This window comes from Nostoc sp. FACHB-280 (assembly GCF_014697615.1).
Lineage (GTDB): Bacteria > Cyanobacteriota > Cyanobacteriia > Cyanobacteriales > Nostocaceae > Nostoc_B.
Window position 1 is genome coordinate 1 of record NZ_JACJSD010000070.1, and the last position, 26,095, is coordinate 26,095.

The following is a 26,095-nucleotide window of genomic DNA, read 5'->3' on the forward strand; positions in this document are numbered from 1 at the left end:
TATTTTTTCTGTCATTCGTTTACTGTAGTCAAAGAATTATTTCATCTGGCGGTACATGGTCAACTTTTTGACTTCTCAAAACTTTATAATTATGGTGTTTTCTCATAAATCACTTAGGATTGCTATAGCTCACTTAGTTTAAAATATTTCAACTACGATTTTAGCCCTGTATCCTGCGGCAAAATCTAATATTTTGAATATCGGCGATCGCACTTTCAGTAATTGTAATGAGATTGCCTGTTTGTAATGAAGAGCGATACCTGCGGTAAGTGTCACTAACGCACTCCACATTTTCAAAGCGATCGCCTGATTAAAATATTCAATTTTCAGTTTTGAGATATTGCCATAAATAATGGTATTTTGTATTACAGTCCCAACTATCCTTTTAAGGATTGCTCTAACAATTCAGCATCAGCATCAGCTAACTTGCCGATTACTTTTACAACCAAGCTTCTATGGACTGTATATAATCCTCTTTTAACTGCTGTTGCTACATTTAGTCCTGCGGCTTTCCATTCAGACAACACAAACTCGCCTTCTAAGTAATGCTTCAGTTTTGCTTGTCAAAGGCGTAATAAAAATATCTTGAGAAATGTGTTGCGTACTGACTACAATAGCAGGTCGAACTTTTGAAGTTGACAAATCTGAAAAGGGATACTGAACTAAAATGATGTCATTTTTAGAGTAGTTGAGCATAGACATCATCCTCAGTATTATCCCAAACTGCATCTAATGATTTTTGACTAGCTTGAAGCCAAAATTCATTTTCATCATCAGGAAGCAACGTCACTAGAACTTTTGTTCCTTCTGGTAATTCCGCAGACTCTAGCAGCTCTATTTTTCCTTGTCTGACAGTAGCCCAAAGTGTTTTTAGCATAGCCTTATTTCTAATATATAGTTGCTGATTCTATGATGACACGGTTAGCTATCGCCTGTTTGTCATGATGAGCGATCGCACTCTACATGACCAAAAGCGATCGTTGATTCTATGATGATACGGTTAGCGTTAGCGATCACCTGTTGATCACAATGAGCGATTGTAACGTAAAAATTTCTCAAGATAAGTGATCGCCTGTATAAAAATATGAGCTTGATTTATATTTTAATCACCTAAGCAGACATCAAACGCTGTTTTGATTCAGGAATGTGACGAGCTAATTCTTGAGCAGTTTCAATCCATTCCTGCATAATAACTTCTACATTTTGTAGTGCTTCTTGATAAGTTTCACCATCAGCAGCACATCCAGGTAATTCTGGTACTTCTGCTATAAATGCTTGGTCTTCTTCACTCCAATAGAGATTAATTTCATAACGCAGATTCATCTTGTCCTCATAGTTTATTTTTGAGAATTCCTTCACGAACTTGGTTGACCTGATAAGCTTTAGCTTTTCCTTGTTTGAGCGGAAGATTCAAGATTTCTTCTATACCATCGTTTGTATATATATGATGGCTACTGTGAATGCGCTCATCAAACCCTAGTTTAATTAGTAGCTGATACAGATGCTCAAATTAAAGCTTTTGTATTTTACGGTTTTTACTGCTGACAAATATATTATTATTTTATATTTTAATTTTTAGCTCGTTACAAATTATCTAATTAAAAAATGTAAATTATGGCTAAAGGCGATCATATTTACGTCAGTATTTACACGAATAATACTGCTCCATATCATCATGGCATTGATTGTGGTAATGACACTGTTATTCATTACCAAAAAAATTACAAAAATGAGAAAAATGGCATAATTCTTTGGGTTTCTATGAAAGATTTTACTAAAGGTAGGAAAATTTATACAAGGATATATAATAATTGCGATTCACCACTAATTGTAGTTGAAAGAGCAAAGCGTAGACTTGGGGAAACAAAATACAATCTCTTTTATAACAACTGTGAACATTTTGCACGTTATTGTAAAACAGGTGTACCTATTAGTGATCAAGTAGAGAATTATAAAGACTTGATATTTATAGGCAACAGTGGAATTGCTGCTTCTGATGCTTTGGTGAACAATGGCAAATCAATAGTTGATACGTCTCAAAATTTGATGAAAAAAACTTTAGATACAATTTCCAGTTTTTGGAATTTCTGATTTTATCTCAGCCGCTTCAATCATTTATAGCGATCGCCTAGACTGAAAAATTATGGCAGGCACTATGCCTGCCATGTAAGTTTATTCTATACCCTCAATGCGGTCTTCAACTTCTTGGTACAACTCGCGGAGGCGGTCTAAATTCTCCTCGCTAGTTTCCCAATAACCGCGACCATTTACTTCCAACAATGTTGATACCATCTTGCGGAAAGAATGGGGGTTGAGGTTCATCAAACGTTTTTGCATTTCTTCATCTTTGATGAAGGTTTCGTTCGCATCCTCATAAATCCAGTTGTCCACAGCACCAGCTGTTGCACTCCAACCCATTGTGTTTACCAACCGCTTTGAGAGTTCGCGGACACCTTCGTAACCGTGAGACAGCATACCCTCGTACCACTTGGGATTTAACAATTTGGTACGGGCATCTAAGCGCACGGTTTCAGATAAGGTGCGGACTTGGGCGTTGGCTGTGGTGGTGTCTGCAATGTAAGATGCTGGTGTTTTGCCATCACCACGCAGACTTGAGACAACCTTGGTGGGGTCTGAGTCGAAGTAGTGGGAAACGTCCGTTAAACTAATCTCGGAGGAATCCAGGTTTTGGAAAGTCGCTTCAGCAGTTTTGAGAGTGCTTTCAAAAATCTTCCGAGATTGTTCCATCATGCCAGGGTTGTCGGCACTGAAGGCGAAGGATTTACGGGTGAGGTACATTTCTTGTAACTCGGCTTCGCTTTCCCAGGTGCTGTTTTCTACTGCCAAGTTGATGTTAGAGGAGTAGGAACCGGAAGCGTTGGAGAATACGCGGGTTGCTGCTTGACGCAAATTAATTCCCAATTCCTCAGCTTGCTGCATAGCGTGTTTGCGGACAAAGTTCATTTCTGTGGGTTCATCCGCTTCAGCTGCCATCTTCACGGCTTGGTCTAGTAGATTCATCTGGTTGATGAACAAGTCGCGGAATACACCAGAACAGTTGATTACAACGTCAATTCTGGGTCTTTCCAATTCTTCTAAGGGAATTAACTCCAACTTGTTCACCCGTCCCAAAGCATCGGGAACCGGACGGACACCCACCATCCACATGATTTGTGCTAGGGATTCGCCGTAGGTTTTGATGTTATCTGTTCCCCAGAGAACACAGGCGATGGTTTCCGGCCAATTACCATTGTTTTCGGCTTTATTTCTTGCCAAAAGTCTATCAACAACGATTTTTGCTGATTGTACAGCCGCAGCCGTAGGAATTGATTGGGGGTCAAGGGCGTGGATGTTCTTACCTGTGGGTAATACATCGGGGTTGCGGATGGGGTCGCCACCAGGGCCGGGAAGAATGTATTCCCCTTCTAAGCCTTTGAGTAATGCGCCGAGTTCGTTGTCTGCACAAACTTGTTGCAAGCAGAACTCTAAATACTCGAACAGGGGTTTTAAGGCGGAAGCATCAACTTTGGGGTAACCTGCTTTGTGCAGTGCTTCTACCCAAGGTTCCTTTTTACCCATGTTGAAGAAATTCAACTTGGAAACTAAGGAAACTCTGCCTTCTGCGTCAGTTTGTTCTTGTACCAAGGCGCGGACGGCGGCGCGAGTTGCTAGGGTGATGTCTTGCAGAAGTTGGACATCTTCTAATACGCCTTTGTCGCTGTTTTGGTAGATTTCGTCAATGTTGCGTCCCACGCTGTTGGCGATGATGCGGGGTAAGCTGAGGATTTCTTCTTCTTGACGGTCTAAGCTGGCGATATTAACTAGAGTGGCGATCGCTTCTTCTGCACTTGGCGGTTTACCAATGACGTGCAAACCACAAGGTAACAACCGTGATTCGATTTCCATTAACTTGCGGTAGACGCTGCCAACAATATTATCCCGTTCTTCTGGGGACATATCTTTGGCATCGATTTCTGGCAAGTCGATGTCTTTATCTAGGTTCACCATCCGGCATTTATCCATGATGGTGTTGACGATGGGGATACCGCGACCGCTATCTTTTAAGGTTTGGTAAGAACCAATTAATTCGCTGAGTTCTTTCAAACCTTTGTACAAACCAGCGTTTTCTGCGGGTGGTGTGAGGTAAGAAATTGTCTCGGCGTAACTGCGGCGTTTAGCAATTGTGGCTTCGCTGGGGTTGTTAGCGGCGTAGTAGTAGAGGTTGGGAATTGTGCCGATTAAGTTATCGGGGTAACATTCGCCAGACATCCCCATTTGCTTCCCTGGCATAAATTCCAAAGAACCGTGTGTCCCAAAGTGTAGTACAGCATCCGCGCCCCAAATTCTTTCTAGGTAAGTGTAGTAAGCTGCAAAGCCGTGGTGAGGGCTGGCGGAACGGGAGAACAACAGCCGCATGGGGTCGCCTTCATAACCAAAGGTAGGCTGAACACCAATGAAGACGTTACCGAATTGCTTACCGTAAATTAATAAGTTTTGTCCGTCGCTGTTTAGGTGTCCTGGTGGTGGCCCCCAGTTTTCTTCTAAGCGTTGGGAATATGGTGTCAGTTCTTCGTATTCTGGCACTGACATCTTGTAAGCAATGTTGAGTTCGGGGCTGGCGTACTGTGCTTGTGCATCGTGGATGACTTGTTCCATCAACTCTTTCGCGTTTTCTGGCAAGTCTTGTACGTCGTAGCCGTTGTTTTTGAGTGCGTGCATCACCTCATAAATTGAGCCGAATACATCTAAGTAGGCGGCTGTCCCGACGTTACCTTTGTCGGGTGGGAAGCTGAAAACGGTGATGGCGACTTTTTTGTTTAATTTGGGTTTGCGGCGGAGGTTAGCCCACTTTAATGCACGTTGCGCTACAGCTTCGATGCGGTCTTGAAGTGCGATCGCCTTTCCTGTCGCCCCATCTCTACCCGATAATATAATCGGCTCAATTGCACCATCAAGTTCAGGAATCGCAATTTGTAAAGCAACTTGAATTGGATGTAAGCCTAAATCGCTATCTAGCCATTCTTCCGTAGTTTGGAAGACCAATGGTAACGCCACCATGTAAGGACGATTTAGGCGTTTGAGTGCGTCAATTGCCTTGGGATGGTCTTGTCTAGCCGGGCCGCCAACTAAGGCAAAACCAGTTAAGGAAATTACAGCATCAACTAACGGTGTATTTGTAGTTGGTTCGTAGAAGTAAGCATCTACAGGCTTGGAAAAGTCCAACCCACCGGCAAACACAGGTACTACCCGTGCGCCTAATGCTTCCAACTCCTGCACCATTGCCACGTAATGGGCATCATCACCTGTAACTAGGTGAGTGCGTTGTAATACTAACCCTACACAAGGTGCTAAAGGATCTTTTAAATCTTGGGAAATATCTCGTCGGGCGCTGTACCAGTTGAGATATTCTCGAACATCCTCATACATGGTTGTGGCTAAAGGATGCCAAATTCCCATATCGGGATAAACTACTGGTGCTTGATATTCTAAAGATGCAACTTTTTGTTTTTCAACATCTTTTAATACGTATTTATCAGCCAGCATCAGCAAGAAGTTTTCCAGGTTTTCTGGAGAACCACCCAGCCAATACTGGAAACTCAGCATAAAATTGCGTGCGTCCTGTGCTTTATCTATCGGTAAGAACTTCAGCACTTGGGGCAGTGTCCGCAATAGCTTCAGCATTCCATCTTGGAATCCTGCACCGGATTTTTCTTTGCGTTTCTTCATGAATTGTGCGATCGCACTCTTCGATTGACCCAACTGCGCCAAGGAAAAACTGCCCATTTTATTTAGGCGCATTACCTCTGGCATCGATGGGAAGACAACAGCAACGTCTAAATTATCGCGGTACGGTTCTACTGCTGCTACTACTTTCTGTGCTAAGTCTTCGATAAAAATCAGAGAGGCAATAAAAATATTGGCACTTTGTATATCGCGCTGGAACTCTTCGTAGTTTTCGGGGTCTCTGAGTTCCTCAATCAAGTACCCACTGATTTCAATCGCAAGGTCAGGATTGTTGGCGTTAATTGTACGAACCGCTTGCGACAATGCACTCTGGTACTGGGACTCAAGCACGACATAGACCACCTTGATTAAGTTACGTCCGCCCAGGTTATCAGGCGCAATGTGTCTAATGGTGGACTTGACGTGGGTGAACATGCTTCCTCTGCTCCTTTGATGCGTGTTCTCGACTGGAATTTATTTGCGGCTAAGTTGCCCACAAAGTTTAACGATTTTTTTCGGCAATAAGAGTTTTTTATCAGAAAAACCTTACCAAATGGGCATTTTGTCGGTTATCTGACATAAATCGATATAAAAATCGCAAACTTTGTTAACAAACATTAATAAATAATAAAAGCAAATACTCAAAAATTGTAACAAAAGCTTAATATTTCTCATATATTCTGGCAAATCAGTAATTTTGAAGAGGGGTATAACCAGATATATGAATATGCGATTTTGTCAAGTCTTTAATGGAAAATCTAGGCAACGAGAATGAAGGGGTCAGGATTCGCGCGTTGTTTCCCCATATTTTTATAGTAATACCAAATCAAGGGCGATCGCCTGACTAAACCAGTAACATAAAATCAGATGTACCCAAGGGAAAAGGTGAGATGAATGCTCAAGTTGTAGATACCACCTCAGAATTAATTTCCAAGGTGCAAACTCTAGCACCAGAACAGAAACAGCAAGTCTTGGATTTTGTGGAATTTTTAATGCAAAAATATGCTCAACCTGAAAAAGCCCAAGAAACTCCTCAGCAAAGGATACTGGGATTAAATGAAAAATTTTAGATGAAGAAGTGATAGTAAAGTTAAAGAGAACGTGGGGTGTAAGGTTTGTGAACACTTATACCCCTACACTTTTGCTTTATTTGATGTTTTGATATCTGCCTAAAGCAATTAACGGGAAATATTGCTGATACATGTGATATTTGAGATAAAAATGACAGGGGAAGCCAGTACCAGTAAAGTCGGCTTCAAACCAAGTACCGTCTGATTTTTGGGTTTTTACTAAGTAATCAATCCCGCGTTCAATTGTTTCCATTGCAAATTTACCAGTGGCTTCACCGGCGGCGATTAAGCCAATTAATGCCCAAGCTGTTTGAGATGCGGTGCTGCGTCCTTGGCCTTTGAGACTGGGATCGTTGTAAGTACGGCAAGTTTCACCCCAACCACCATCGGAATTTTGACATCCGACTAACCAAGTTGCGCCTTTTTCGATTTGGCGTTGATACTTTTGCGGGTTGATTAATGCTAAAGCTGAAAGAACGCCGCTAGTACCATAGATGTAATTTACGCCCCAACGCCCAAACCAACAACCTTCGGTTTCTTGTTCGGCAAGGAGGTAAGTTAGGGCGCGTTCGAGGTTATGGGAGTCAATGGATAAGTTACAAGCACCCAACATTTCGATGACTCTGGCGGTGACATCGGCGGTGTTGGGGTCAATCATGGCTTTTAAGTCACCGTAGGGGATAGCATTGAGCCATTCTTGATCATTATCTAAGTCAAAAGCTGCCCAACCACCAGGACGACACTGCATAGATGCAACCCAATTTAAAGCGCGGGCGATCGCAGCTTGTTTTAAACTTTCATTAGGCAGTTTGGCAGCGTGTAAAGCCATAACCACGACGGCTGTATCATCCACATCAGGATAAAAGCGATTGTCAAATTCAAACGCCCAAGCACCGGGTTTACCTTGGCGATTTTTTACCATCCAATCACCATAATCCAGGATTTGCTTTTGCAGTAACCATTCTCCAGCTTTCACAATCGCCGGATGATCAGGTGCATAACCAGAATCAATCAACGCCCGCATTACCCAGGCTGTATCCCACACAGGCGATACGCAAGGTTGAACGCAATAGTTATCTTCAGTTTCGATGCCAAAATTATCAATGGCTTGGAGTCCCCGTTCCACAATTGGGTCATTTGGGCTATAACCCAAGCACTTCAAGGCCAGCATCGAATTTAACATCGCTGGAATAATCCCGCCCCAGTCGCCTGTGACTTCTTGGCGTTCTAAAATCCATTTTTCGGCGGCTTTAATTCCTTCTTGGCGGAAAGGAACTAAATTCAAGCTTTCGGCTAATTTAAATCCTTGATCCAAAGTTAAGAATAAATCTGTCCAATCACCTTGGCGGGGTAATTCATACTGGACTTGATTCACACCTTCGGCGTATAACTCATCTAAGTTAATTGCTTGGTCAAATTGATAAACAGGTTTGCTGTCACACACAATCAACAGTGGTACAGTGCTAGAACGCGCCCAGCTAGACATTTCGTAAATATTTACGGGGAAAGCTGGCGGTAACAGCATAATCCAAGGCGGGAGGGAGGGGATACCGCGCCAGTCGTAACAGCCAATCAAAGCGAGGTGTAATTTGGTAAAGATGCGAGTTTTGCTGATTCCGCCCCGTTGTAGAATAAATTCTCGCGCCCGTACTAAGGCTGGGTCTGTGGCGGGAACACCCAACAGCCGCAACGCCATGTATGCTTCTACGGAAGTGCTGAGTTCACCACCATCATCATAAAACAGTTCCCAACCGCCATGCTGCCGTTGCTGAGAACGCAAGTAGGTTTCAATTTTCGCTAATGGCCGAGTTTTATCGGTTCCCCAAATTTTATGCAGTAGAACCACTTCCGCCGTAATGGTGACGTTCGATTCTAACTCCGCCCACCAGTAACCTGCGGGATATTGCATTGACAGCAGATATTTTTGGCTGGCTGCGATCGCATCTGCAACTTGATTGACTTTTACCCTGTCTTGTGTTTGCATTAAATCTCTCTCAAACTCAACACTCACTCAACATCCAGTTTTCAACACGGCAATACGGAGAAAAAATGTTTTCCCACAATCAGCAGACATAGTATTCTGTCTGAGACACTGATAATTTGCAAGAGGTTACTGTGGCAATTGTACTAGGGTTGATGGTCTTATCCTTAATAATTTGGTTAGGATTACTGAGTTTGCGGGGACAGTTTTGGCGTTTAGACCAGCAATTAGAAGTCATCCAGCCGCAGCGAGAATCTTTACCGTCAGTGTGTGCGGTGATTCCAGCGCGGAATGAAGCGGATGTTTTGCCGATGAGTTTGCGATCGCTTTTACTACAAGATTATGATGGCAATTTTAATATTTTCTTGGTAGACGATCGCAGTACTGATGGCACAGCCGCCTGTGCTGAAGGAGTCGCCCACGCTGTTAATAAACCCCAGCAATTGCAAATTATCTCTGGTGAACCTTTACCCTCTGGTTGGTCTGGTAAACTTTGGGCAGTGCAGCAAGGTATCCAACAAGCTAAAGCACTCGTCCCAGAATATTTTTTACTTACCGATGCAGATATTGAACACGATGTCAATAATCTGCGGCGACTTGTCACCAAAGCCGAACAAGAAAATTTAGATTTGGTTTCGGTAATGGTGCGACTACGTTGTGATAGTCGGTGGGAAAAATTTTTAATTCCGGCGTTTGTCTTTTTCTTTCAAAAACTCTACCCCTTCCGTTGGGTAAATCATCCCAAAAATCCCACGGCGGCGGCGGCGGGTGGTAGCATTTTAATTCGCCGCACCGCTTTAGAAAGAATCGGTGGTATTGCCGCTATTCGTCAGGCTTTAATTGATGATTGCGCTTTAGCGAATGCTGTGAAATCTAGTCAAGGACGTATCTGGTTAGGATTAAGTAGTTTAACTCGCAGTTTACGCCCTTATGATTCCCTAGACACAATTTGGAATATGGTGGCGCGGACTGCCTATACACAATTAAATTACTCACCTATATTATTATTCGGAACCGTAATTGCTATGACCTTGATTTACCTCTTACCACCTTTGGGTGTTGTAATTGGTGTAATTTTGGGCAATTGGATGATTGCAACTACAGGTTTAGCGACATGGTTATTAATGGCATTGGCTTACTTGCCAATTATCCGCTTTTATCAATGCTCACCATTATTAGCTTTGAGTTTACCTGCGATCGCTTTTCTCTACACTTTAATGACTATCGACTCAGCCATCCGCCATTGGCAAGGACGCGGCGGTGCTTGGAAAGGACGAGTTTATCCTGGTTGAGAACTATTTCACTAACTTTCTGTCAATAAATGATTTAACGTACATAATATGACAGTTGTTGTAGAGACTTTGTATACAACGTTTCTACAGAATTTATCGAGTGGAGCTTCTCATAAAATTAGTATGAACAATCCTCTCCCTTGTCTGCCTTTTCTGCTTTGTCTATTCATCTATCAAACCAGATTCCGATAGAATTCTCAGCTTAAGATTTTCATAGTCTTTCGTTAACGTACTGTCAATAAATTTGATCTGCAATCATCCTATGCAAGTGACGGTCGCAGACTAACGGAGGACAAGTGAACAAGTATTTAAAATTTTATGGCATAAATCAAACATGGTTGTGGTTACGCCAAACTTTCAGACATAAGTTATTTTTCCGCTTATCTGCAATAGTTCTGGTGACTGTTTTCCTGAGTTTAAGTGTGCATTCTCTTGCGTCTCAACCAGCATCAAATACACCCAGCCCCAAAGTCATTTTAATTTCTCTCGATGGTGCCACACCCGATTTTGTCGAGCAGTACTTAAGAGATGGTGTATTAAATCGCCGCCAAGGATTGGGATTACTCAGAAGACAAGGTGTGTATGCGGAAAGAAATATTACTTGCAGTGCTTCTTTAACTGCGGCTTGTCACGTAGCTATTGGCACAGGTTCCACTGCTGCCCGCAATGATATTAACTCTAATACATTTCATTTAGTTGCCAGTCCCTTTACCTCTAACATTAGTGGTTTTGGCGCACCCATTGGTGGTTATTCTACAATCGGCCCTAGCGCCAGTGTACAACCAACGGCGGAACCAATTTGGGTCGGGCTTCAACGCAATGGCAAGCAAGTTGTGGCGGCTACCTTTCCCGGCGCAGATGGAGTTGATGTACGCGTCCCCGGTTTGACTAATAGCCCAATAATTCAACCAGCCAGCACAAGAACTGTATCTTATACCGTTCCCTTTGGGGCGTTTGCGGGGGTAGGGGCGAGGGGTTTTAGTTTAACTACGGCTAACTTTAGTTCTGCGGCTAGTTTGATAGTGACGCAACTAAATAACGCAGGCAGAATTTCTTACAGCCCCATTTTACAAGCGAGTTTAAATGATCAGTTTACTGTTGGTGGTGTCAATTATGATATTCAAGTTGCGGCACTAGATACAACAGACGATCGCCGCACCAATTATGACACATTAGTATTTTTCGATGCTCAAATTGGTATTCCCACAGGGACTTTTAGTTTACCTGCAACTGGCCCGGCTTATGTGAAAGCGAGCGATCGCAAATCTAGTTTATTTTATCTCGAAGGCAGTTCTAATCAAGCAGGTACAGCATTTTACGTCAGCAATCTCGCTCCAGATTTAAGTACCGTTCGCATTGCACGTTATTCTGCCAATGCAATTCCTCGCAATCCCGCAGTACAAACTAGTGTCGATGATATCCTGACTCATGTTGGTTTTTGGTCTCCCCAAGCTGATTTCCGCATTCCAGAACGCCTCAGCCCAGGATTTACCACGTTTCCCGACAGCGAATTAGAAGCAATTTACGAAGACCAAGTACAACTGTTTGTTGATTATCAAACTCGATTAGCATTGAGAGCCATTAACCAAAATCCCAATGCAGATTTAGTCATGGTTTATATTGAACAACCAGATGGTTCAGAACACCAGTTTTTATTAACTGATTCCCGTCAGCCTAGTGATCAGACAAATCCATTATCGATTGGCGCTAGACAAGATAAAGCCAAAGTGGCGCGATATAGAACTTACGTACAAGCCGGTTATCAAGCCGCTAATAATGCCGTTCAGCGCATCATCGACGCAGTAGGGACAAATCGCCAAGGCACACCCAACAGTAATATTTTAGTTGTTTCCGATCACGGCTTTGCTCCCTTCCACACAGCCGTTAACTTAAATAACTACCTCAGAAATCGCGGCTTTGATTTAACTAAAGTTCGCGCTGTCACATCAGGGCCAGCCGCCAACATTTATATTAATCTCCAAGGACGTGAACCAAACGGTGTTGTCAGTCGTGCTGAATATATTACCCTACAACAGCAACTGATCACAGCATTGCGAGAATTGCTCGATACCAATCCTAATTACGTCCGGGGAAGACAACAAGCGGTTTTTGACTTAATTTACCCTCGCCCATTACCCACAGATATAAATGATCCAAAATTTGGTTTAGGTACAAGCGAATTTGTCGGTCAAGATACTGGTGATGTGTTTGCAATCATGCGATCGGGATACAACTTTGACGGTGTACAAAGCCCCATCGTCACCCGTTTAGGAGACAGTGATAACTCTGTATTTTCTGTACCAAATTTCTACGGGGCGCATGGTTATGATCCCACAATTCCCAGTCTCAGTGCCATTTTTTATGCTGCTGGCCCTGACATTCAGCGTCGTGGCAATATTGGCAGAATTCGTAATATCGATATTGCTCCAACTATCAACAGTTTACTAAACGTTTCCTCTGCTCCCACAGTTCAGGGACAAGCTTTGAATATTAAGGGAAGAGGATAAGTAACAGGTTACAGAAAAGTAAGTTGGGTTTCACTATCGCTTTACCCAACCGACTTTTCTGCTTAACTGAACCGTATTGAAATTCATCTCCTTAATCAGCAACACCTATATCCTGGTATCTGAAAGACTTATCATGATGAATTAATGAGTATAGCCCAGTGCATTCACAATGTGAAGCAACCCATTAACAACGTGACTTAGTACATTCACATTGTGAGGCGACGCATTCACATTGTGAATTAGCACATTAACAACGTGATTTAGTGCATTCACATTGTGAGGCGACGCATTCACATTGTGAGGTGATTAAGCAACCCCAACGACGACATCTTCCGAATTGGTGGCAGTAAGACTATCAAGAAAAAGCCCTGGTACGCGCCAAAACCATCTTCTCAGTTCTCAACAATAACCCCACAGGCTTTGCCCCCGAAAACCTTAGCTGCATCCTGGAATTTAACGATGGTAAACAACTGCGCTTTTATTTCAAATCCCCAGGTAGACAGGTAGGCTGAAATAAACAGACCACTTTTTGGCTACGCTCAGTGAGCATTTGGAATTGCTAAAAGGCTTGTGTTATAACTATTTTTTCTTTTGACTTTTGCCTTATTGTACTAGTCCTAGTAAGACTTTTTTTACCCCCTGCCTGCTGACTCCTGCCTTTTGTCTCCTGTTATGAAAGGTATTCGCAGATGAGCATAAGCATCACTTAGTTGGACAGCTTCTGGTGGTAAGTGCAGAAGTATACAGCATTTGTAGACAGCAGCTTGGTATTCTCGCCATTGTCTACGGATAACTGCACTTGTAGCATTGTTGCCTAAGTCGGTAAATTTTAGACCAGCCCTAGCCAGCCAAACTTCGACATCGGTGGTTTCGCCAACTGGAGCGGATATAAAAGTAGAGTTATTCATAGTTTCAATATATTTGCTAGATCAAAAGTTAAATGATTACTCAAAAATCGGATTGCAAAAAATAAGTCATATTATTGAGCCGAAAGCAGAATTATTAGTCGGATTCGAGATATTTTACCTCTACCGCACAGCATATATTTGCTAATTTACGTCAAAAGATATACAGTCTCCTCAGTATTGTAGATGTCGTAGATTCAGTATATGCAGAGAATTGAAAATCAGCAATTTGGTTTAATTGTCTAATTCATAAAATGAATTTATCAAAATAATATTTGATTATAGTAGTCAGAAGTTAATTTTAGCCCTCAATTTCACTAATCTTTCTCCGGCTGATTGCAGGGTATCGGATTTTTTACTAAAACAAAAGCGGATGAATGAATTGCCTTTTTCTGGTTGGCTGAAAAAGCTAGAACCAGGAACAACAGCCACACCAATTTCTTTAATTAAATAATTAGTAAATTCAATATCTGTTTTGTAACCAAACTTAGCAATCTCAGCAAAGATATAATAAGCACCTTTTGGTACAAAATAAGGAATACCCACCTGATCTAAAATTGATAACAGATTGTCTCTTTTTTGATGATAAAGTTTAGCAAGTTCTTCATAGTAGGATGGTGGTAGTTGCATTGCAGCAACTCCGGCTCTTTGCAACGGTGCAGGTGCGCCCACAGTGAGAAAGTCATGAACTTTTCTGATAGCTCCTGTTAATGCTGGTGTTGTCACTATATAGCCAACTCGCCAGCCAGTAACGCTGTATGTTTTAGAAAGACCATTGATAGTAATTGTGCGTTCTTCCATACTTTTACAGTTCTTGAGGATTGGGTCGCCAGCGTAAAACATAAGCTTCTAAAACGCGCACACCCCAATCGAGTAAAACGCTAATAAATGCCAAAACTACCAATATTGCCCAGGCTTGATCAACATTTAAAGTTCCCTGGGCTGACATTAACAAATAACCCAATCCCTGGGTTGAACCGATATACTCAGCCACTAAAGCACCAACCAATGCCATACCTAAACTAGTCCGAATCCCCGCAATTACCCAACTCAAAACTGAAGGCAATACAACCATATACAACATTTGCCAGCGATTAGCCCCCATGACTTGAAACGCAGAAACTAACTCGCGTTCAATACTTTGGAGTCCTTGATATGTTGTAAAAAATATCGGAAAAAAAGCGGCTAAAGCTGCTAATAATACTTTTGAGAGTAAGCCAATGCCAAACCAAACAATAAAAAATGGTGCTAAAGCAATTCTTGGTAAAGAATTAAATATCTGGACGTAAGGAAGAGTGATTTTAGCTGCTGATGGCGAATATGCTAAAACGATTCCTAAACTCACGCCACCAGTCATGGCTAAAACTAGTCCAGTCATTGCCTCTTGGAACGTCACAAAAATATGTTGAAATATACTCCCGCTAGATAATAGTTGCCATATCTGCTGCACAATTAAACTTGGTTTACCAACAAGTGCTGGTTCAATAAAGGGAGAAATATTAAATGCGCCCGTGCCGATTTCCCACACCAGTAAAATGACAACCAATGGTGTGATTTGGATGGCTAGTTGGATGATGCGTTGTTCCCAACTAATTTGATTAGGGAGAGAACTGATATTTTTTGATTTATTTTTCCTAAAAGCAAGAGCAGATTGTCCCAGGTTTACGCTGCGATCGCGGATAGTTTTCATATTATGCAATTAAGTTTTTAACAGGGAAATCCCTCGGTCTGGTTGTAATACTTGCGTGGTTAACTCTGACCACATCTCACGCTGGATTTGTTGAAATTTGGGGTCAGTCCGAATGGCGATCGCCGAGCGTTCTGGAGGTAAGTCAATCTGAAATTCCTTGACAATTTTGCCAGGACGCGCACTCAATAAAAATACACGCTGTGATAATGCGATCGCTTCATCTAAGTCATGTGTTACCAACACAAATGTACATCCCGTATCGCGCCAAACTCGCAAGAATTCATCTTGTACAATAGCGCGTGTTTGGGCATCCAAACTACTCAAAGGCTCATCAAGTAATACGACATCGGGTTGATAAATTAATGTCCGAATCAGTAATACACGCTGCTGCATTCCTCCTGATAATTCCCTCGGAAAACTATTTTCAAAACCTGATAAGCCATATTTTTCCAGCATAGCCAAGGCTATTTTTCTTCTTTCATGCCGGGATACACCACGAATTTCTAAAGGCGCGGTCACATTATCTATAACTGTCCGCCAAGGTAACAAAGTTTGCTTTTGAAATAAATAACCAATTTCTTTGATGCCACTGATATTAAAACTACCATTTACTTCTGTACCACTATTAATTAATCCCGCAATCACATTCAGTAATGTACTCTTGCCACAGCCACTAGGGCCAATTAAGCTGACAAATTCACCAGCATTGATAGTCAAGCTCACATTTTGTAATGCTTCAATCCGTTTATTTTTACTCCAGTAAGAAATGCTGAGATTGTGGGTGCTGATTGTCGGGACTGACATATTTTTGCTTCTTCCTCATACTTGATCAAGCCAACTTTGCTGTAGGAAAAATTTCCTCCCTGGTCTGCCACTATGCAAAGTTTGTGTGACAAACTACTAAGCCCGACGACCTGCAAATTTATCAAATACTCCTTCAGTATAAGGAACCATTTTCTTAATAATTCCGGTGTCAAAGAATACTTTTTGGTCAGCTAAATAAGCCTCTTGGCTAATAGAAGCATCTTTAGGAACAGAGCGTTTAAGTTCTGTGTTCAACCCTGTCAAAATAGCATCTAAATTTTTGCTATCAAACCGTTTACCTACCACTTGTAAAATTTGTTCTGGCGGGGTTTGGTGCATATATGTAAAAGTCCGATTGGCAACTTCGACTAATCTTTTCACCGCCTCGGATTTTTGGGAAGTTACACGTTCATGGCTCAACCAAGCACGAGTCATCGCTTCATTAGCACCAAAGTATTTTTTATGTACTTCTGGATCTAAAGCATTTAATAGTTGAAAAACTGCTCCTTCTTTGATGAGTTTGTGCAGGTCTGGCGCACCTGCGATCGCTGCATCTACTTGACGAGATTTAATTAATGTATAAGTAGAAGCAGTGGTACTTTGAACATACTCCACATCTCTATCGCTCAAACCATTTTGACGCAGATATTTAACGAATACGGCCCAACTCCAAGTCCCAATTTCACCGGCAGAAACTTTTTTCCCTTTGAGGTCAGCAACGCTTTTGATTTGAGATTGCAAATCAGAGCGCACAATTAAGGAAGTATCCACCAAATTACGACGATTGGCTACCACATTTAACGGTACACCCTTGAGGCGCGAAAGATAGACATGTAAAGGTGCTTGGGCTGTGAAATCAATTTCCCCCGCAATCAGCGCATCGCGCATCTTTGCACTACTTTGAAAGGTAATGACTTCCGCATTTAAACCAGCCGCATTGAAATAACCTAAATCTTGGGGAATCCACACATCAATCGAGTTAATTCCACTTACCGCCCCCAGTTTGACGCTGATAGTTCCTTGATTAGCACTAGGTTGGGTGATGTTATTACAGGCTTGTGTCGCTAGAGCAGTTGTTACTCCTAAAGAAGCATATTTTAAAAAATCTCTACGTGTAGGCATTGGCTTATTCAAGATTTATTCAATCAGCACCACTTATTCAACAGAAAAACGTGGGGTTGCCCAATTTGGATCAGCCCACGTTTGTCGGGCAGTTTCTTCAAAAATTAACCAACAGTCAAAACTCGGTTATCAACAATTTGCTGGAAGGTTGCATCAGGTTGAATCAGTCCCCATTTCACCATCCAGTTATAAGTCCGATGAAAATCAGCCTCACAATATGGTGCTGGGTCGGCATAGCGTAAACGGTTGCGACGGAAGTCTGACGGTTCTAGATGGACAATCTCTTCAGATACGTCATCAATCAAATATTTCACATAGCGGGTGGGGTCTTCTTGCAAATCCTTCACCGCACGACGGATAGCTTTGTTAATGGCTTCAAAGCTGGCTTGATCTACTTCTGGACTAGCAATTTCTAGACCTACATAGTGAGCCTCGGCAATAATTTTGTAGCCGAGTTTTTCGGCGACTGTAATCCAAGGTTCCATCACCGCCACTGCATCAACTAAACCATCACGCAAAGCAAGAAAGCGGTTGAATTGTTTGGGTTGACTACCGCCTTCAATGTGAACTACTTTAATCTCTTCTTGGGGAAGGAAGCCTTCAAGGGTTTGGATGGCGATGTAGTGGGAACCGTGGTGAAAATTCACACCCACCGGTACATTAGCGAGGTCTTGGGGGATGTTGTAGGGTGAGTCTGGACGGACAATAATAGCTTGACTGGCGATCGCCGCCCGTTTAGCAATTACCTGTCCACCACGAGAACTGTCGTATGTGCGGCGTACTTGTCCCCACTCACAGGCGCGGTAAAGGCTGCTTTGGCCTTGCTCAAACAAAGAGGGGCCGCCAAAAGAACTAACTTGACGGTGATCATCAATTAGGGTGATGTTGGCTGGGCGATCGCCATAATTGCGTTTGACAAACTCAATCTCCAGCCCTAATTCAGCAAAGTAACCTTGATCACGAGCCACATAGTAAGGCAGTGAGAACACTGTGCCACTAATCTCAGTGGTAATTTTCTTGAGTGCCAAATTTGCGTTACTCAAGGATTTGTCTCCTGATTTTTATAGGTAAAGCCTATTCTCCGGTAAATACACGTATTTAGTCAAGATTAAAAATATTTGTTTACAGTAGCTCATACCATTTCACTTTAAAAATGATACATATCAGCAAGCAGAGGTGCAGAGGAAGTGATTTGTATCAATCATTTCGTGAATTAGTATCAGGTAGTGCTGGCGAGACTGTCAAAGTTCACCTGTTATGAAACATCATGTTTTGCTTTAAAAGTTTGTTGCCCCAAAAGGTTTGGTAATAATCTCATATCATTAAATACAACAGATGCACCAACTTCTCGTAATGTTTCTGGATTGGTCAATTCTGCATAACCAAACACAGTCATCCCTGCATTAACTCCTGCTTTTACACCAGTGGGTGTATCTTCAATCACCGCACATTCCTGGGGTAAAAAACCCATTTTTTTAGCTGCATGTAAGAATACATCAGGATAAGGTTTACTGCGTTGAACATCTTCAGCACTAAATATTTTTCCTACAAAATATGATGATAATTTTGTGACATCTAGAGCTTTATAAATCCAATCATAGTTACTATTTGATGCTAGACAGTAAGTAGTATTCAGGTTATTTAAAACATCATGTATTCCTGTTACTGGTAGCAAATCGCTGTCAAAAGCTTCTAAAACCCGTTGATGAAATTCATGACTAAAATTCTCTGGTGGAGCTTTACCAAGCATATTTGTAATTATCTCGATAGCTTGAGACATTGATTTGCCAACAAAAATCTTAAATATATCTTCTAAGGTTAGAATTAATTCTAGTTCTGTGAGCATTTCTAACAAAATTTGATTGGCAACTCGTTCACTGTCAATCAGTACCCCATCACAATCAAAAATAACTAAATTGAATCTGCCCATGAATTGTCCAGAATTTGATTTTTGTTCAATTAAATAATACCAATTTAAGATAAAGTTGCGCCTCATAAATATTATAGAGACGTTGTATACAACGTCTCTATAACAATCGATAACTTGCATCTTCATCAATCAACGGTATGTAAGACTCCAAGAGTCAGAATGTTGAACAATTAATAGATTGATGATAGTGAGTTGCTGCTAAATTCTGAATTCTTATCTGTTTCCTCAGACAGAGTAGTGATAATTTCTTTCAATTGGCGATCGCGATCAGATTCTTCTGGCGTTTCCTTGCCCAAAGAAGTATCTTTCACTAAACGGTAGATATCAGCCGCACCGTAAAAAATGCGCTCAGTCAAACCAACTTCTTTGAAAGTTTCTGCAATCTCTTCCATTTCCCCTACCCAACGATGTGCTTTTGGTGTCATAGACGGAACGGAACGAGTCAGTATCTTCGCAAGTTCTGGCTGGCTAGTAGATACTTCGTTCCATAATTGCTCATCCAACCCTAAACGATGGGCAGCAATTAATAATTCTGTACTAATTGCGGTTAATCCTTTGGTGAGGGCAGCATAAGACATTTTCAAACCAGATGCTTGACCAATTTCATCGCCAATGACTTGGATGTCTAACCCATAGTTACTGAGTTGTTGAAATTCTGCGGCTTGTTTACCAGAAGCATAGATGCGAGTGCGTCCGGGAACTCTAGGAGGTGGGCCAATAATCGAAGCATCAATAAATGTCGCGCCTGATGATGCAATGATTTGAGCAATACTTTTTACTTTTTGGGGTGCGATCGCATTAGCATCAACATAAAGAATTTGTTTCCCTACGTTACTAATTACTTGGGCGACTTGCTGGGCGACTTCCGCCGCAGCTGCGGGGACTAAAACGGATAACACTACATCCGATTCAATTACCAACTGTGTGAGAGAACCCACATCTTGGATATTGGCTGCGGCTGCTAATTGCTTTGTTCTGGGACTGCGATTTTCTAGGGCGGCAATAGTTCTCAATCCATGTTGGTTGAGAACAGATCCTATAGCCTGTCCCATATCACCCGGACTTAAAATACCGACTGTTTGAATTGCCATAAAAAGCTTGATAATGCTTTGTATTCAGCTTTTAACTACTACGCTGACTTTTGTAACTGAGTTCTGATAAAACTACTATAACCTGATAGAATTGCCGTAGTTAAGCTTTGATTAGGAAGTTATCATAATTCATTCCCAGAAAGCAAGCATTAAATGACTGAAGCAGCGAAATTTTCTCAAAGGTAAGTATTGCAGTGAAGGCAGTAATCAGACTAGTCAGTGAACAGGATATTCAGCAAATGCTGGCTATTTATGCACCAATAGTCAAAGAAACAGCCATTTCTTTTGAGTTAGAACCACCTAGTGAAACAGAGTTTCGACGACGAATTACCAGCTATCAACAGCAGATGCCTTGGCTAGTTTGCGAAATTAATCAAGAGGTTGTTGGCTATGCCTACGCTAGTCCCTACCGTCCCCGTGCTGCTTATCAATGGTCTGTGGAATCTTCTGTGTATGTGAACGCTAATTATTACAGAAAAGGAATTGCTAAAGCTTTGTATACTTCTTTGTTGAAATTACTGCAACTGCAAGGATTTTATAACGTAATTGCAGCGATCGCTTTACCCAATCAACCAAGCGTGGCTTTACATGAGTCTGTTGGTTTTTTACCCGTAGGTGTCTTACGTCGAGTTGGGTATAAATTTGGTCAGTGGCATGATAATGGTTTTTGGCAATTAGCTTTACAACCAGAATCATCTTTTTTGGATACTGGTAAATCAGTAAAGCCACCCATTTCTATCTCCGAAACACGACAATTGCCTCTTTGGGATGAAGCTTTAGCAAGTGGACTTTTGCGGCTGAGATTTTAAGTAATACAACTTTTTTATGGCAAGGTTGCATCAATGGCAGATGTTTTAAAAGGCTCAGAAAAAACCCTAGTTAAAAGCGAACTGGCAAAGCAAATTTATGCAGTTTCGCATCTATCTGGCTCATTTCAACTGCGTTCTGGTAAGATATCAAGCGAATATTTTGATAAATATCAATTCGCGGCAGATCCAAGTTTAATTGATGCGATCGCCAGACAGATGGTTCGCATCATTCCCAGAGACACTGAAGTATTGGCTGGTCTTGAACTGGGAGCTATTTCGATAGTAACGCTATTATCACACTACTCTGGTTTACCCGCAGCTTTTGTCCGTAAAGAGGCAAAAAAATATGGTACTGCGCGTTTAGTTGAAGGTGCTAAAATTAGCGATCGCAAAGTGCTGATTGTAGAAGATGTGGTAACTTCTGGCGGTCAAATTGTCATATCAGCCAATCAAATGCGTCAACTTGGCGCACAAATTAATTACGCTCTTTGCGTTATCGACAGAGAAGAAGGTGCTTTTGATAAACTCCTAGCTGAAGATATCACATTACTTTCTCTGCTAAAGCGTCATGATTTTCCTAATTAATAGGGAATAAAGGATATGACGGTTTAGCGATCGCTATTGTCACATCTGATGATTAATAACTTACCTACCCTATCTTATTAAGAGCGACTTTCTTTGACCAATCCTGATGAATATATTTCACGACACTATCTTCTGTATTAGAGCCAATGACTGATGACGCAAAAAGCTTCAATTTAGCATCTGCATTCGCAACTGCAATAGCATAATCAGCTATCTTGAACATTTTAATATCGTTAATTTGATCACCGAAGACCACAATCTCACTTTCTCCTAAGCCATAATTCTCGACCAAAGTCTGAATAGCTTGGTCTTTAGTAGCTTTACTGTCGTGAACTGTTAACCAATACCAGCCCGGAGAGTATTGGTTAGGAAATAAGTGTATCTCTATACTAGTGCCATGTTTTTCAAAAATTATATCTTGAAGTTCTAGCAGTTGTTGTGCATGACCAATCACCGTCAAACAAATAACTTGATCACGAAAGGAATAAGTTAAATCTTCAATAGTACGCCATCTTTTATCTTGGTTTTTTAGGCATTGATTAATATACCAATCCATCCCATCGTTAATAATATCTTTATAATAAACACAGTCTTCCACACCATTAAAACTTGAGATAAAAGGAACATAGCCAAACTCAATAATGAGTTTATAGATACTCTCCACTACATCAGGATGAATAGCATGAATAATTTCGTGTCTACCAGAATTTAAATCAGAAATAAAAGCACCATTAAATTCGATAATTGGAAGACGCAGATTTAAACCCTTCAGCATTCTTTGGATAGAAATAACACTACGCGCACTAGCAACGGTAAATTGTAGCCCTTGACTTAAAAGTTTATGCAGGACTTGTTTGCTAAATGAAGAAAGAATCGCATCATTTCCCAGCAAAGTACCGTCTAAATCAGAAACATAGACAGTGTTCATAAATTGTTTGGTTGCAGATATTGAAAGAAAAATTATAACTTAATCTACGATAAATCTATCAATTTATTGTATTATTTTCTCAACTAAGCAATATTAGGGATACATATTATGACTACCGTTGTTTCTTTTGACCGAGTTTCTGATATTTACGATGCAACCAGGGGATTTCCACCAGGAATTTCTGAGCAGGTGACAGACTTTATTCTCAACTTAGTTTCACCAACACCAGAAACAAAGTTTTATGAAACTGGTATTGGTACAGGTAGAATTGCTGTACCAATTGTGAAACGGGGTTATTCATATACAGGTATAGATGTCTCAGAAAAAATGTTGGCGGAACTACACCAAAAACTAGAGGGTGTTTCCCACAAATTAACAGCTGTTCAAGGTGATGCTACAGCTTTACCGTTTGAGGATAATTCTTTTGATGTAGCCTTGACGGTTCATGTATTTCATTTAATTTCGGCTTGGAAACAAGCATTAGCAGAAATCCGCCGTGTCTTGAAACCAGGTGGAATTTACCTCTACAGTCACGGACAGGCTAACGCTACTCAACCTAGTGAGGAGACTAATCCTCAAAGGTGGGAATTTACTCAACGTTGGCGAGCTATTTTAGATGGCTATGGTCATCCTTTACCTCGTTATGGTGCAACACAAGAAGAAGTGTTAGCAGAATTAGAAGCACAAGGCGCAACTTTAGAAACAGTAATTGCTGCTAGATGGCCATTTAAACAAACACTTGGCCAGTTGTTAAAAAATTATGAAAATAAAACTCAAAGTGCATCTTGGGCAATTCCTGATGATATCTTTGTTCCGGCTGTGCGAGATTTGCGCGAGTGGGCTTTACTACACTTTGGTTCTCTAGATTACGATTTGTCTGAAGAGCGTAGTTTCAAAATTGTTGTAGTGCGTAATTGGGCTTAATTAATCAAATTAGTTGCGCTTACAAAAAATATACCTGGCTGTTTGATAAAGTCGGGTATATTATTTTGCATATTTATCATACTTTTAGGTTTAATTTAATTACATAAGTCTAAAAATTAAGTATGTGTAGTGGCGTGGCAAGCTTAAAATGTTGCATTATACATTTCTTGTGGGATGGGCTTCTAGCCCGTCCGGTGCGGGCAGGATGCCCACACCACAAGAGCTATATTTTATGCACTGTTTTAGCCTAGACACGCCACTACGTACTTTTAGGTTTCATTTAATTACATAAATATAGAAATTAAGATGATTCAGGGAGTTAGCCATATTACCTTTATCGTTAAAGATTTAGAGCGAATGACAAATTTTCTTACGTTTATATTTAATGCTCAAGAAATTTATTCTAGCGGTGAGCATAGTTTTTCAATCGCTAAAGAAAAGTTTTTCTTAATCAATGACTTATGGATTGCCGTTATGGAAGGTGAACCTCTACCAGAAAAATCATACAATCACGTAGCTTTCAAAATACTTGAAGAAGATTACGAATTTTATGCAGCGAAAATTCGTAGTCTTGGTGTAGAGGTAAAGGAAGGTCGCAGTCGTGTAGAAGGTGAAGGGCGTTCTTTATATTTTTACGACTACGATAATCATTTATTTGAGTTACACACAGGTACTTTAGAGCAGCGATTAGAGAAATATCGCCAAATATCCTAGCAGTCTTATTTGAATTGTGAATAAAAGAGACAAGGTAGACACGGAGGACAGGGGAGAGGTGTTTTCTGTTGACTCTCTTAAAGTAGAAGCTTGTACATCAAATGAAAACCATAACTTGTTTAAATTTAGGTTAACCAAAGGTTATGTAATTGCAGTAACTACCTTATAATACCCCTAATCTACAGTAAATTGATCGGCTTACCGATTTACCAGGGGGGGAGGTTAACTTTGAAGTTCAACAAACACATAACAAAACAAGTTCGCACTCGGATTGTTAAAAGTTGGCAAGCTACAAGAAATTGGGGCTTAATATGCTTATTTTTATTGGGAATCAGTTTGAGTCTAGTGGTGACGGCTTGCTCTTCAGTCAATGTTGCTAAAACTGATACTAACGTCGCTAATTCAGCGGGTGATGTCAATCTCACGTTTGTTTCTTACTCAGTCACCAAGGCTGCATACGAACAGATTATTCCGCAATTTATCGAGAAGTGGAAAAAAGAACATAACCAAAATCTCAAATTTACTGAAAGTTATGATGGCTCTGGCTCTCAAGCTTTGAATGTAATTGATGGTTTAGAGGCTGATGTGGTACACCTATCATTGGCTCTGGATGTAGAAAAACTGGTTCAGACAGGTTTTATTCAGCAGGGTTGGGAAAAAGAAGCCCCAAATAATGCAATTGTGACTCAATCTGTAGGTGCGATCGCTACTCGTGAGGGTAATCCTAAAAATATTCAAACATGGACAGATTTAACAAAACCTGGAGTCAAAGTATTGACGGCTAATCCCAAGACTTCTGGTGGTGCGCGATGGAACTTTTTAGGTTTATGGGGTTATGTCACAAAAACCGGACAGAATGAAAGTCAGGCTCTAGATTTTACTACCAAAGTTTATCAAAATGTGCCTGTGTTACCCAAAACTGCTCGTAACGCCACGGAATTGTTCTTTAAGCAAGGAGAAGGTGATGCGTTACTTAACTATGAAAACGAAATGATTTTGTCAAAACAAAAAGGCGAAAAGTTTTCATATATTGTCCCTGATGTCAATATCTCGATTGAAAATCCAATTGCTATTGTCGATAAAAATGTCGAGCAACACAAAAATCGAGAAGTTGCAGAAGCATTTGTGCAGTATCTCTACACTCCAGAGGTTCAACGCGAGTTTGCCAAAATCGGATTCCGCCCTGTGAATACTGCGATCGCTCAAGAAGTAAGTAGCACTTTCCCTCAGATTAAAACTCTGTTTAAAGCTGAAGATTTAGGCGGCTGGAACCAAATTCAACAGAGGTTTTTTAATGAAGGGGCTATTTTTGACAAAATTCAAGCCGCAAAGTCTTCAAAATAGACAGGTAAAAATTTTCAGAAATTTTTTGAATAAGAATTCAGAAGTCAGAATTAATTAGTGGGGGATTGGAGAATTCTGGCTCATTACTCCTGAATTCTATTTTGATAACCTACATAACAAAGCACAATAGAACCCTGACTTCTCCTATAATTCGGGGTTCTGAAGCTATCAGTGGGAATAATTGATACAGAATTGCTAGAGCCTAGATCCTTCGATAAATAAATATTGCAGAAAGAATCAGCATTTACAAAGACGAAATTTAACTAGATTGGCTATGATGAGGAGAAAGTTTTGAATGGGATCTGAAACTATGCAACAGCCGAGTGAACCAGAAAAAGACAAATTTATTTCTCCTCGTAGTCGCTATTATGGTCAGTTTAAACCAGAAAACTTGGTTTTTAATGCGAATCTCCAAGAATTTGCTCAAAAAGTGGGCATTATTACTAGTTTAGAGACAAATGGCAAGCTCACATCACAGGAAGCTTATAAAAAAATTAAATCTCTTTGGAAACAATTGAAGCGTAGTAAAAAACAACTCTTCAATAGTAATACCAATTCTCTATGAACCTGCATAGAATAAAGCTTGATGGAAAAGAGCTTCAAGGATGAAATCATAACTGGTCAAAGAGGATACTAATTCAGAAGATAATTGAGCTAATATCAATTGAACCCGTT

At 40.9% G+C, this 26,095-nt stretch carries 25 protein-coding genes and 1 pseudogene; 11 read left to right on the forward strand and 15 right to left on the reverse strand.

Annotated elements, in window-relative coordinates; all coding sequences use genetic code 11:
- Positions 1-108: pseudogene (locus tag H6G75_RS30220) on the forward strand (IS630 family transposase); the annotation flags it as partial.
- Positions 109-138: 30 nt separating this feature from the next.
- Here H6G75_RS30220 and H6G75_RS30225 read toward each other — a convergent pair.
- The 4 genes from H6G75_RS30225 to H6G75_RS30240 form a co-directional block, all read right to left on the reverse strand.
- A complete protein-coding gene (locus H6G75_RS30225; protein WP_190983592.1) occupies positions 139-291 on the reverse strand; it encodes a hypothetical protein in 153 nt (50 codons plus the stop codon).
- A gap of 86 nt (positions 292-377) precedes the next feature.
- Complete coding sequence (locus H6G75_RS33310; protein WP_242051698.1) at positions 378-527, reverse strand: hypothetical protein; 150 nt, start codon at positions 525-527, stop codon at positions 378-380.
- 152 nt (positions 528-679) lie between these two features.
- A complete protein-coding gene (locus H6G75_RS30235; RefSeq protein WP_190871356.1) occupies positions 680-877 on the reverse strand; it encodes a hypothetical protein in 198 nt (65 codons plus the stop codon).
- Positions 878-1,110: 233 nt separating this feature from the next.
- Positions 1,111-1,323, reverse strand: a complete 213-nt coding sequence (locus H6G75_RS30240; protein ID WP_190983593.1) for a type II toxin-antitoxin system HicB family antitoxin — start codon at positions 1,321-1,323, stop codon at positions 1,111-1,113.
- A 291-nt stretch (positions 1,324-1,614) separates the two neighbouring features.
- Between H6G75_RS30240 and H6G75_RS30245 the strand changes: the two genes are divergently transcribed.
- Positions 1,615-2,091, forward strand: coding sequence for a lecithin retinol acyltransferase family protein (locus H6G75_RS30245; protein ID WP_190983594.1), 477 nt, complete (start codon positions 1,615-1,617; stop codon positions 2,089-2,091).
- Positions 2,092-2,172: 81 nt separating this feature from the next.
- Here the strand turns inward: H6G75_RS30245 and H6G75_RS30250 are convergent, their stop codons facing one another.
- A complete protein-coding gene (locus H6G75_RS30250; RefSeq protein WP_190983595.1) occupies positions 2,173-6,159 on the reverse strand; it encodes a magnesium chelatase subunit H in 3,987 nt (1,328 codons plus the stop codon).
- 455 nt (positions 6,160-6,614) lie between these two features.
- Here H6G75_RS30250 and H6G75_RS30255 point away from each other — a divergent pair, with 455 nt between their 5' ends.
- Positions 6,615-6,794 carry a DUF2281 domain-containing protein gene (locus H6G75_RS30255; protein WP_242051699.1) on the forward strand — a complete coding sequence of 60 codons (180 nt, stop codon included), beginning with the start codon at positions 6,615-6,617 and terminating at the stop codon, positions 6,792-6,794.
- 76 nt (positions 6,795-6,870) lie between these two features.
- Here H6G75_RS30255 and shc read toward each other — a convergent pair whose 3' ends face one another.
- Positions 6,871-8,778 carry a squalene--hopene cyclase gene (gene shc / locus H6G75_RS30260; protein WP_190983596.1) on the reverse strand — a complete coding sequence of 636 codons (1,908 nt, stop codon included), beginning with the start codon at positions 8,776-8,778 and terminating at the stop codon, positions 6,871-6,873.
- A gap of 152 nt (positions 8,779-8,930) precedes the next feature.
- Here shc and H6G75_RS30265 point away from each other — a divergent pair, with 152 nt between their 5' ends.
- On the forward strand, positions 8,931-10,067 hold the full coding sequence (locus H6G75_RS30265) for a glycosyltransferase (protein WP_190983609.1): 1,137 nt from the start codon (positions 8,931-8,933) through the stop codon (positions 10,065-10,067).
- A 296-nt stretch (positions 10,068-10,363) separates the two neighbouring features.
- On the forward strand, positions 10,364-12,574 hold the full coding sequence (locus tag H6G75_RS30270) for an alkaline phosphatase family protein (protein ID WP_190983597.1): 2,211 nt from the start codon (positions 10,364-10,366) through the stop codon (positions 12,572-12,574).
- Between the two features lie 632 nt (positions 12,575-13,206).
- Here the strand turns inward: H6G75_RS30270 and H6G75_RS30275 are convergent.
- From H6G75_RS30275 to H6G75_RS30310, 8 genes are all read right to left on the reverse strand, one after another.
- Entirely contained in the window at positions 13,207-13,482 is a 276-nt protein-coding gene (locus H6G75_RS30275; protein WP_190983598.1) for a hypothetical protein, read from the reverse strand.
- 285 nt (positions 13,483-13,767) lie between these two features.
- Positions 13,768-14,280, reverse strand: a complete 513-nt coding sequence (locus H6G75_RS30280; protein WP_242051700.1) for a pyridoxal phosphate-dependent aminotransferase — start codon at positions 14,278-14,280, stop codon at positions 13,768-13,770.
- A 4-nt stretch (positions 14,281-14,284) separates the two neighbouring features.
- Positions 14,285-15,169 carry an ABC transporter permease gene (locus H6G75_RS30285; protein ID WP_190983599.1) on the reverse strand — a complete coding sequence of 295 codons (885 nt, stop codon included), beginning with the start codon at positions 15,167-15,169 and terminating at the stop codon, positions 14,285-14,287.
- Positions 15,170-15,178: 9 nt separating this feature from the next.
- The gene (locus H6G75_RS30290) at positions 15,179-15,973 is read right to left on the reverse strand and encodes an ABC transporter ATP-binding protein (RefSeq protein ID WP_190983600.1); all 795 of its coding nucleotides are present in this window, start codon (positions 15,971-15,973) and stop codon (positions 15,179-15,181) included.
- A gap of 96 nt (positions 15,974-16,069) precedes the next feature.
- On the reverse strand, positions 16,070-17,095 hold the full coding sequence (locus H6G75_RS30295; protein WP_190983601.1) for an ABC transporter substrate-binding protein: 1,026 nt from the start codon (positions 17,093-17,095) through the stop codon (positions 16,070-16,072).
- Positions 17,096-17,199: 104 nt separating this feature from the next.
- Entirely contained in the window at positions 17,200-18,138 is a 939-nt protein-coding gene (locus H6G75_RS30300) for an ABC transporter substrate-binding protein (RefSeq protein WP_190589570.1), read from the reverse strand.
- A gap of 212 nt (positions 18,139-18,350) precedes the next feature.
- On the reverse strand, positions 18,351-19,091 hold the full coding sequence (locus H6G75_RS30305; protein WP_242051701.1) for an HAD family phosphatase: 741 nt from the start codon (positions 19,089-19,091) through the stop codon (positions 18,351-18,353).
- Positions 19,092-19,195: 104 nt separating this feature from the next.
- Complete coding sequence (locus tag H6G75_RS30310; protein ID WP_190983602.1) at positions 19,196-20,116, reverse strand: NAD(P)-dependent oxidoreductase; 921 nt, start codon at positions 20,114-20,116, stop codon at positions 19,196-19,198.
- A gap of 194 nt (positions 20,117-20,310) precedes the next feature.
- On the opposite strand from H6G75_RS30310, the gene H6G75_RS30315 reads away from it, so the two are divergent.
- Together H6G75_RS30315 and pyrE are read left to right on the forward strand one after the other, a co-directional pair.
- Positions 20,311-20,925 (forward strand): arsinothricin resistance N-acetyltransferase ArsN1 family B, encoded by a 615-nt coding sequence (locus tag H6G75_RS30315; RefSeq protein ID WP_190983603.1) that lies wholly within the window; start codon positions 20,311-20,313, stop codon positions 20,923-20,925.
- A 33-nt stretch (positions 20,926-20,958) separates the two neighbouring features.
- A complete protein-coding gene (pyrE, locus tag H6G75_RS30320) occupies positions 20,959-21,510 on the forward strand; it encodes an orotate phosphoribosyltransferase (RefSeq protein WP_190983604.1) in 552 nt (183 codons plus the stop codon).
- A gap of 64 nt (positions 21,511-21,574) precedes the next feature.
- On the opposite strand, the gene H6G75_RS30325 is transcribed toward pyrE, so the two are convergent.
- Positions 21,575-22,438 carry a Cof-type HAD-IIB family hydrolase gene (locus tag H6G75_RS30325; RefSeq protein ID WP_190983605.1) on the reverse strand — a complete coding sequence of 288 codons (864 nt, stop codon included), beginning with the start codon at positions 22,436-22,438 and terminating at the stop codon, positions 21,575-21,577.
- Between the two features lie 108 nt (positions 22,439-22,546).
- Between H6G75_RS30325 and H6G75_RS30330 the strand changes: the two genes are divergently transcribed.
- From H6G75_RS30330 to H6G75_RS30345, 4 genes are all read left to right on the forward strand, one after another.
- Complete coding sequence (locus H6G75_RS30330; protein WP_190983606.1) at positions 22,547-23,362, forward strand: class I SAM-dependent methyltransferase; 816 nt, start codon at positions 22,547-22,549, stop codon at positions 23,360-23,362.
- A gap of 306 nt (positions 23,363-23,668) precedes the next feature.
- Complete coding sequence (gene fosX, locus H6G75_RS30335) at positions 23,669-24,076, forward strand: FosX/FosE/FosI family fosfomycin resistance hydrolase (RefSeq protein ID WP_190983607.1); 408 nt, start codon at positions 23,669-23,671, stop codon at positions 24,074-24,076.
- A gap of 228 nt (positions 24,077-24,304) precedes the next feature.
- Positions 24,305-25,420 (forward strand): sulfate ABC transporter substrate-binding protein, encoded by a 1,116-nt coding sequence (locus H6G75_RS30340; RefSeq protein ID WP_190983608.1) that lies wholly within the window; start codon positions 24,305-24,307, stop codon positions 25,418-25,420.
- A gap of 295 nt (positions 25,421-25,715) precedes the next feature.
- Complete coding sequence (locus H6G75_RS30345) at positions 25,716-25,985, forward strand: hypothetical protein (protein ID WP_397333000.1); 270 nt, start codon at positions 25,716-25,718, stop codon at positions 25,983-25,985.
- Positions 25,986-26,095 lie beyond the last annotated feature (110 nt).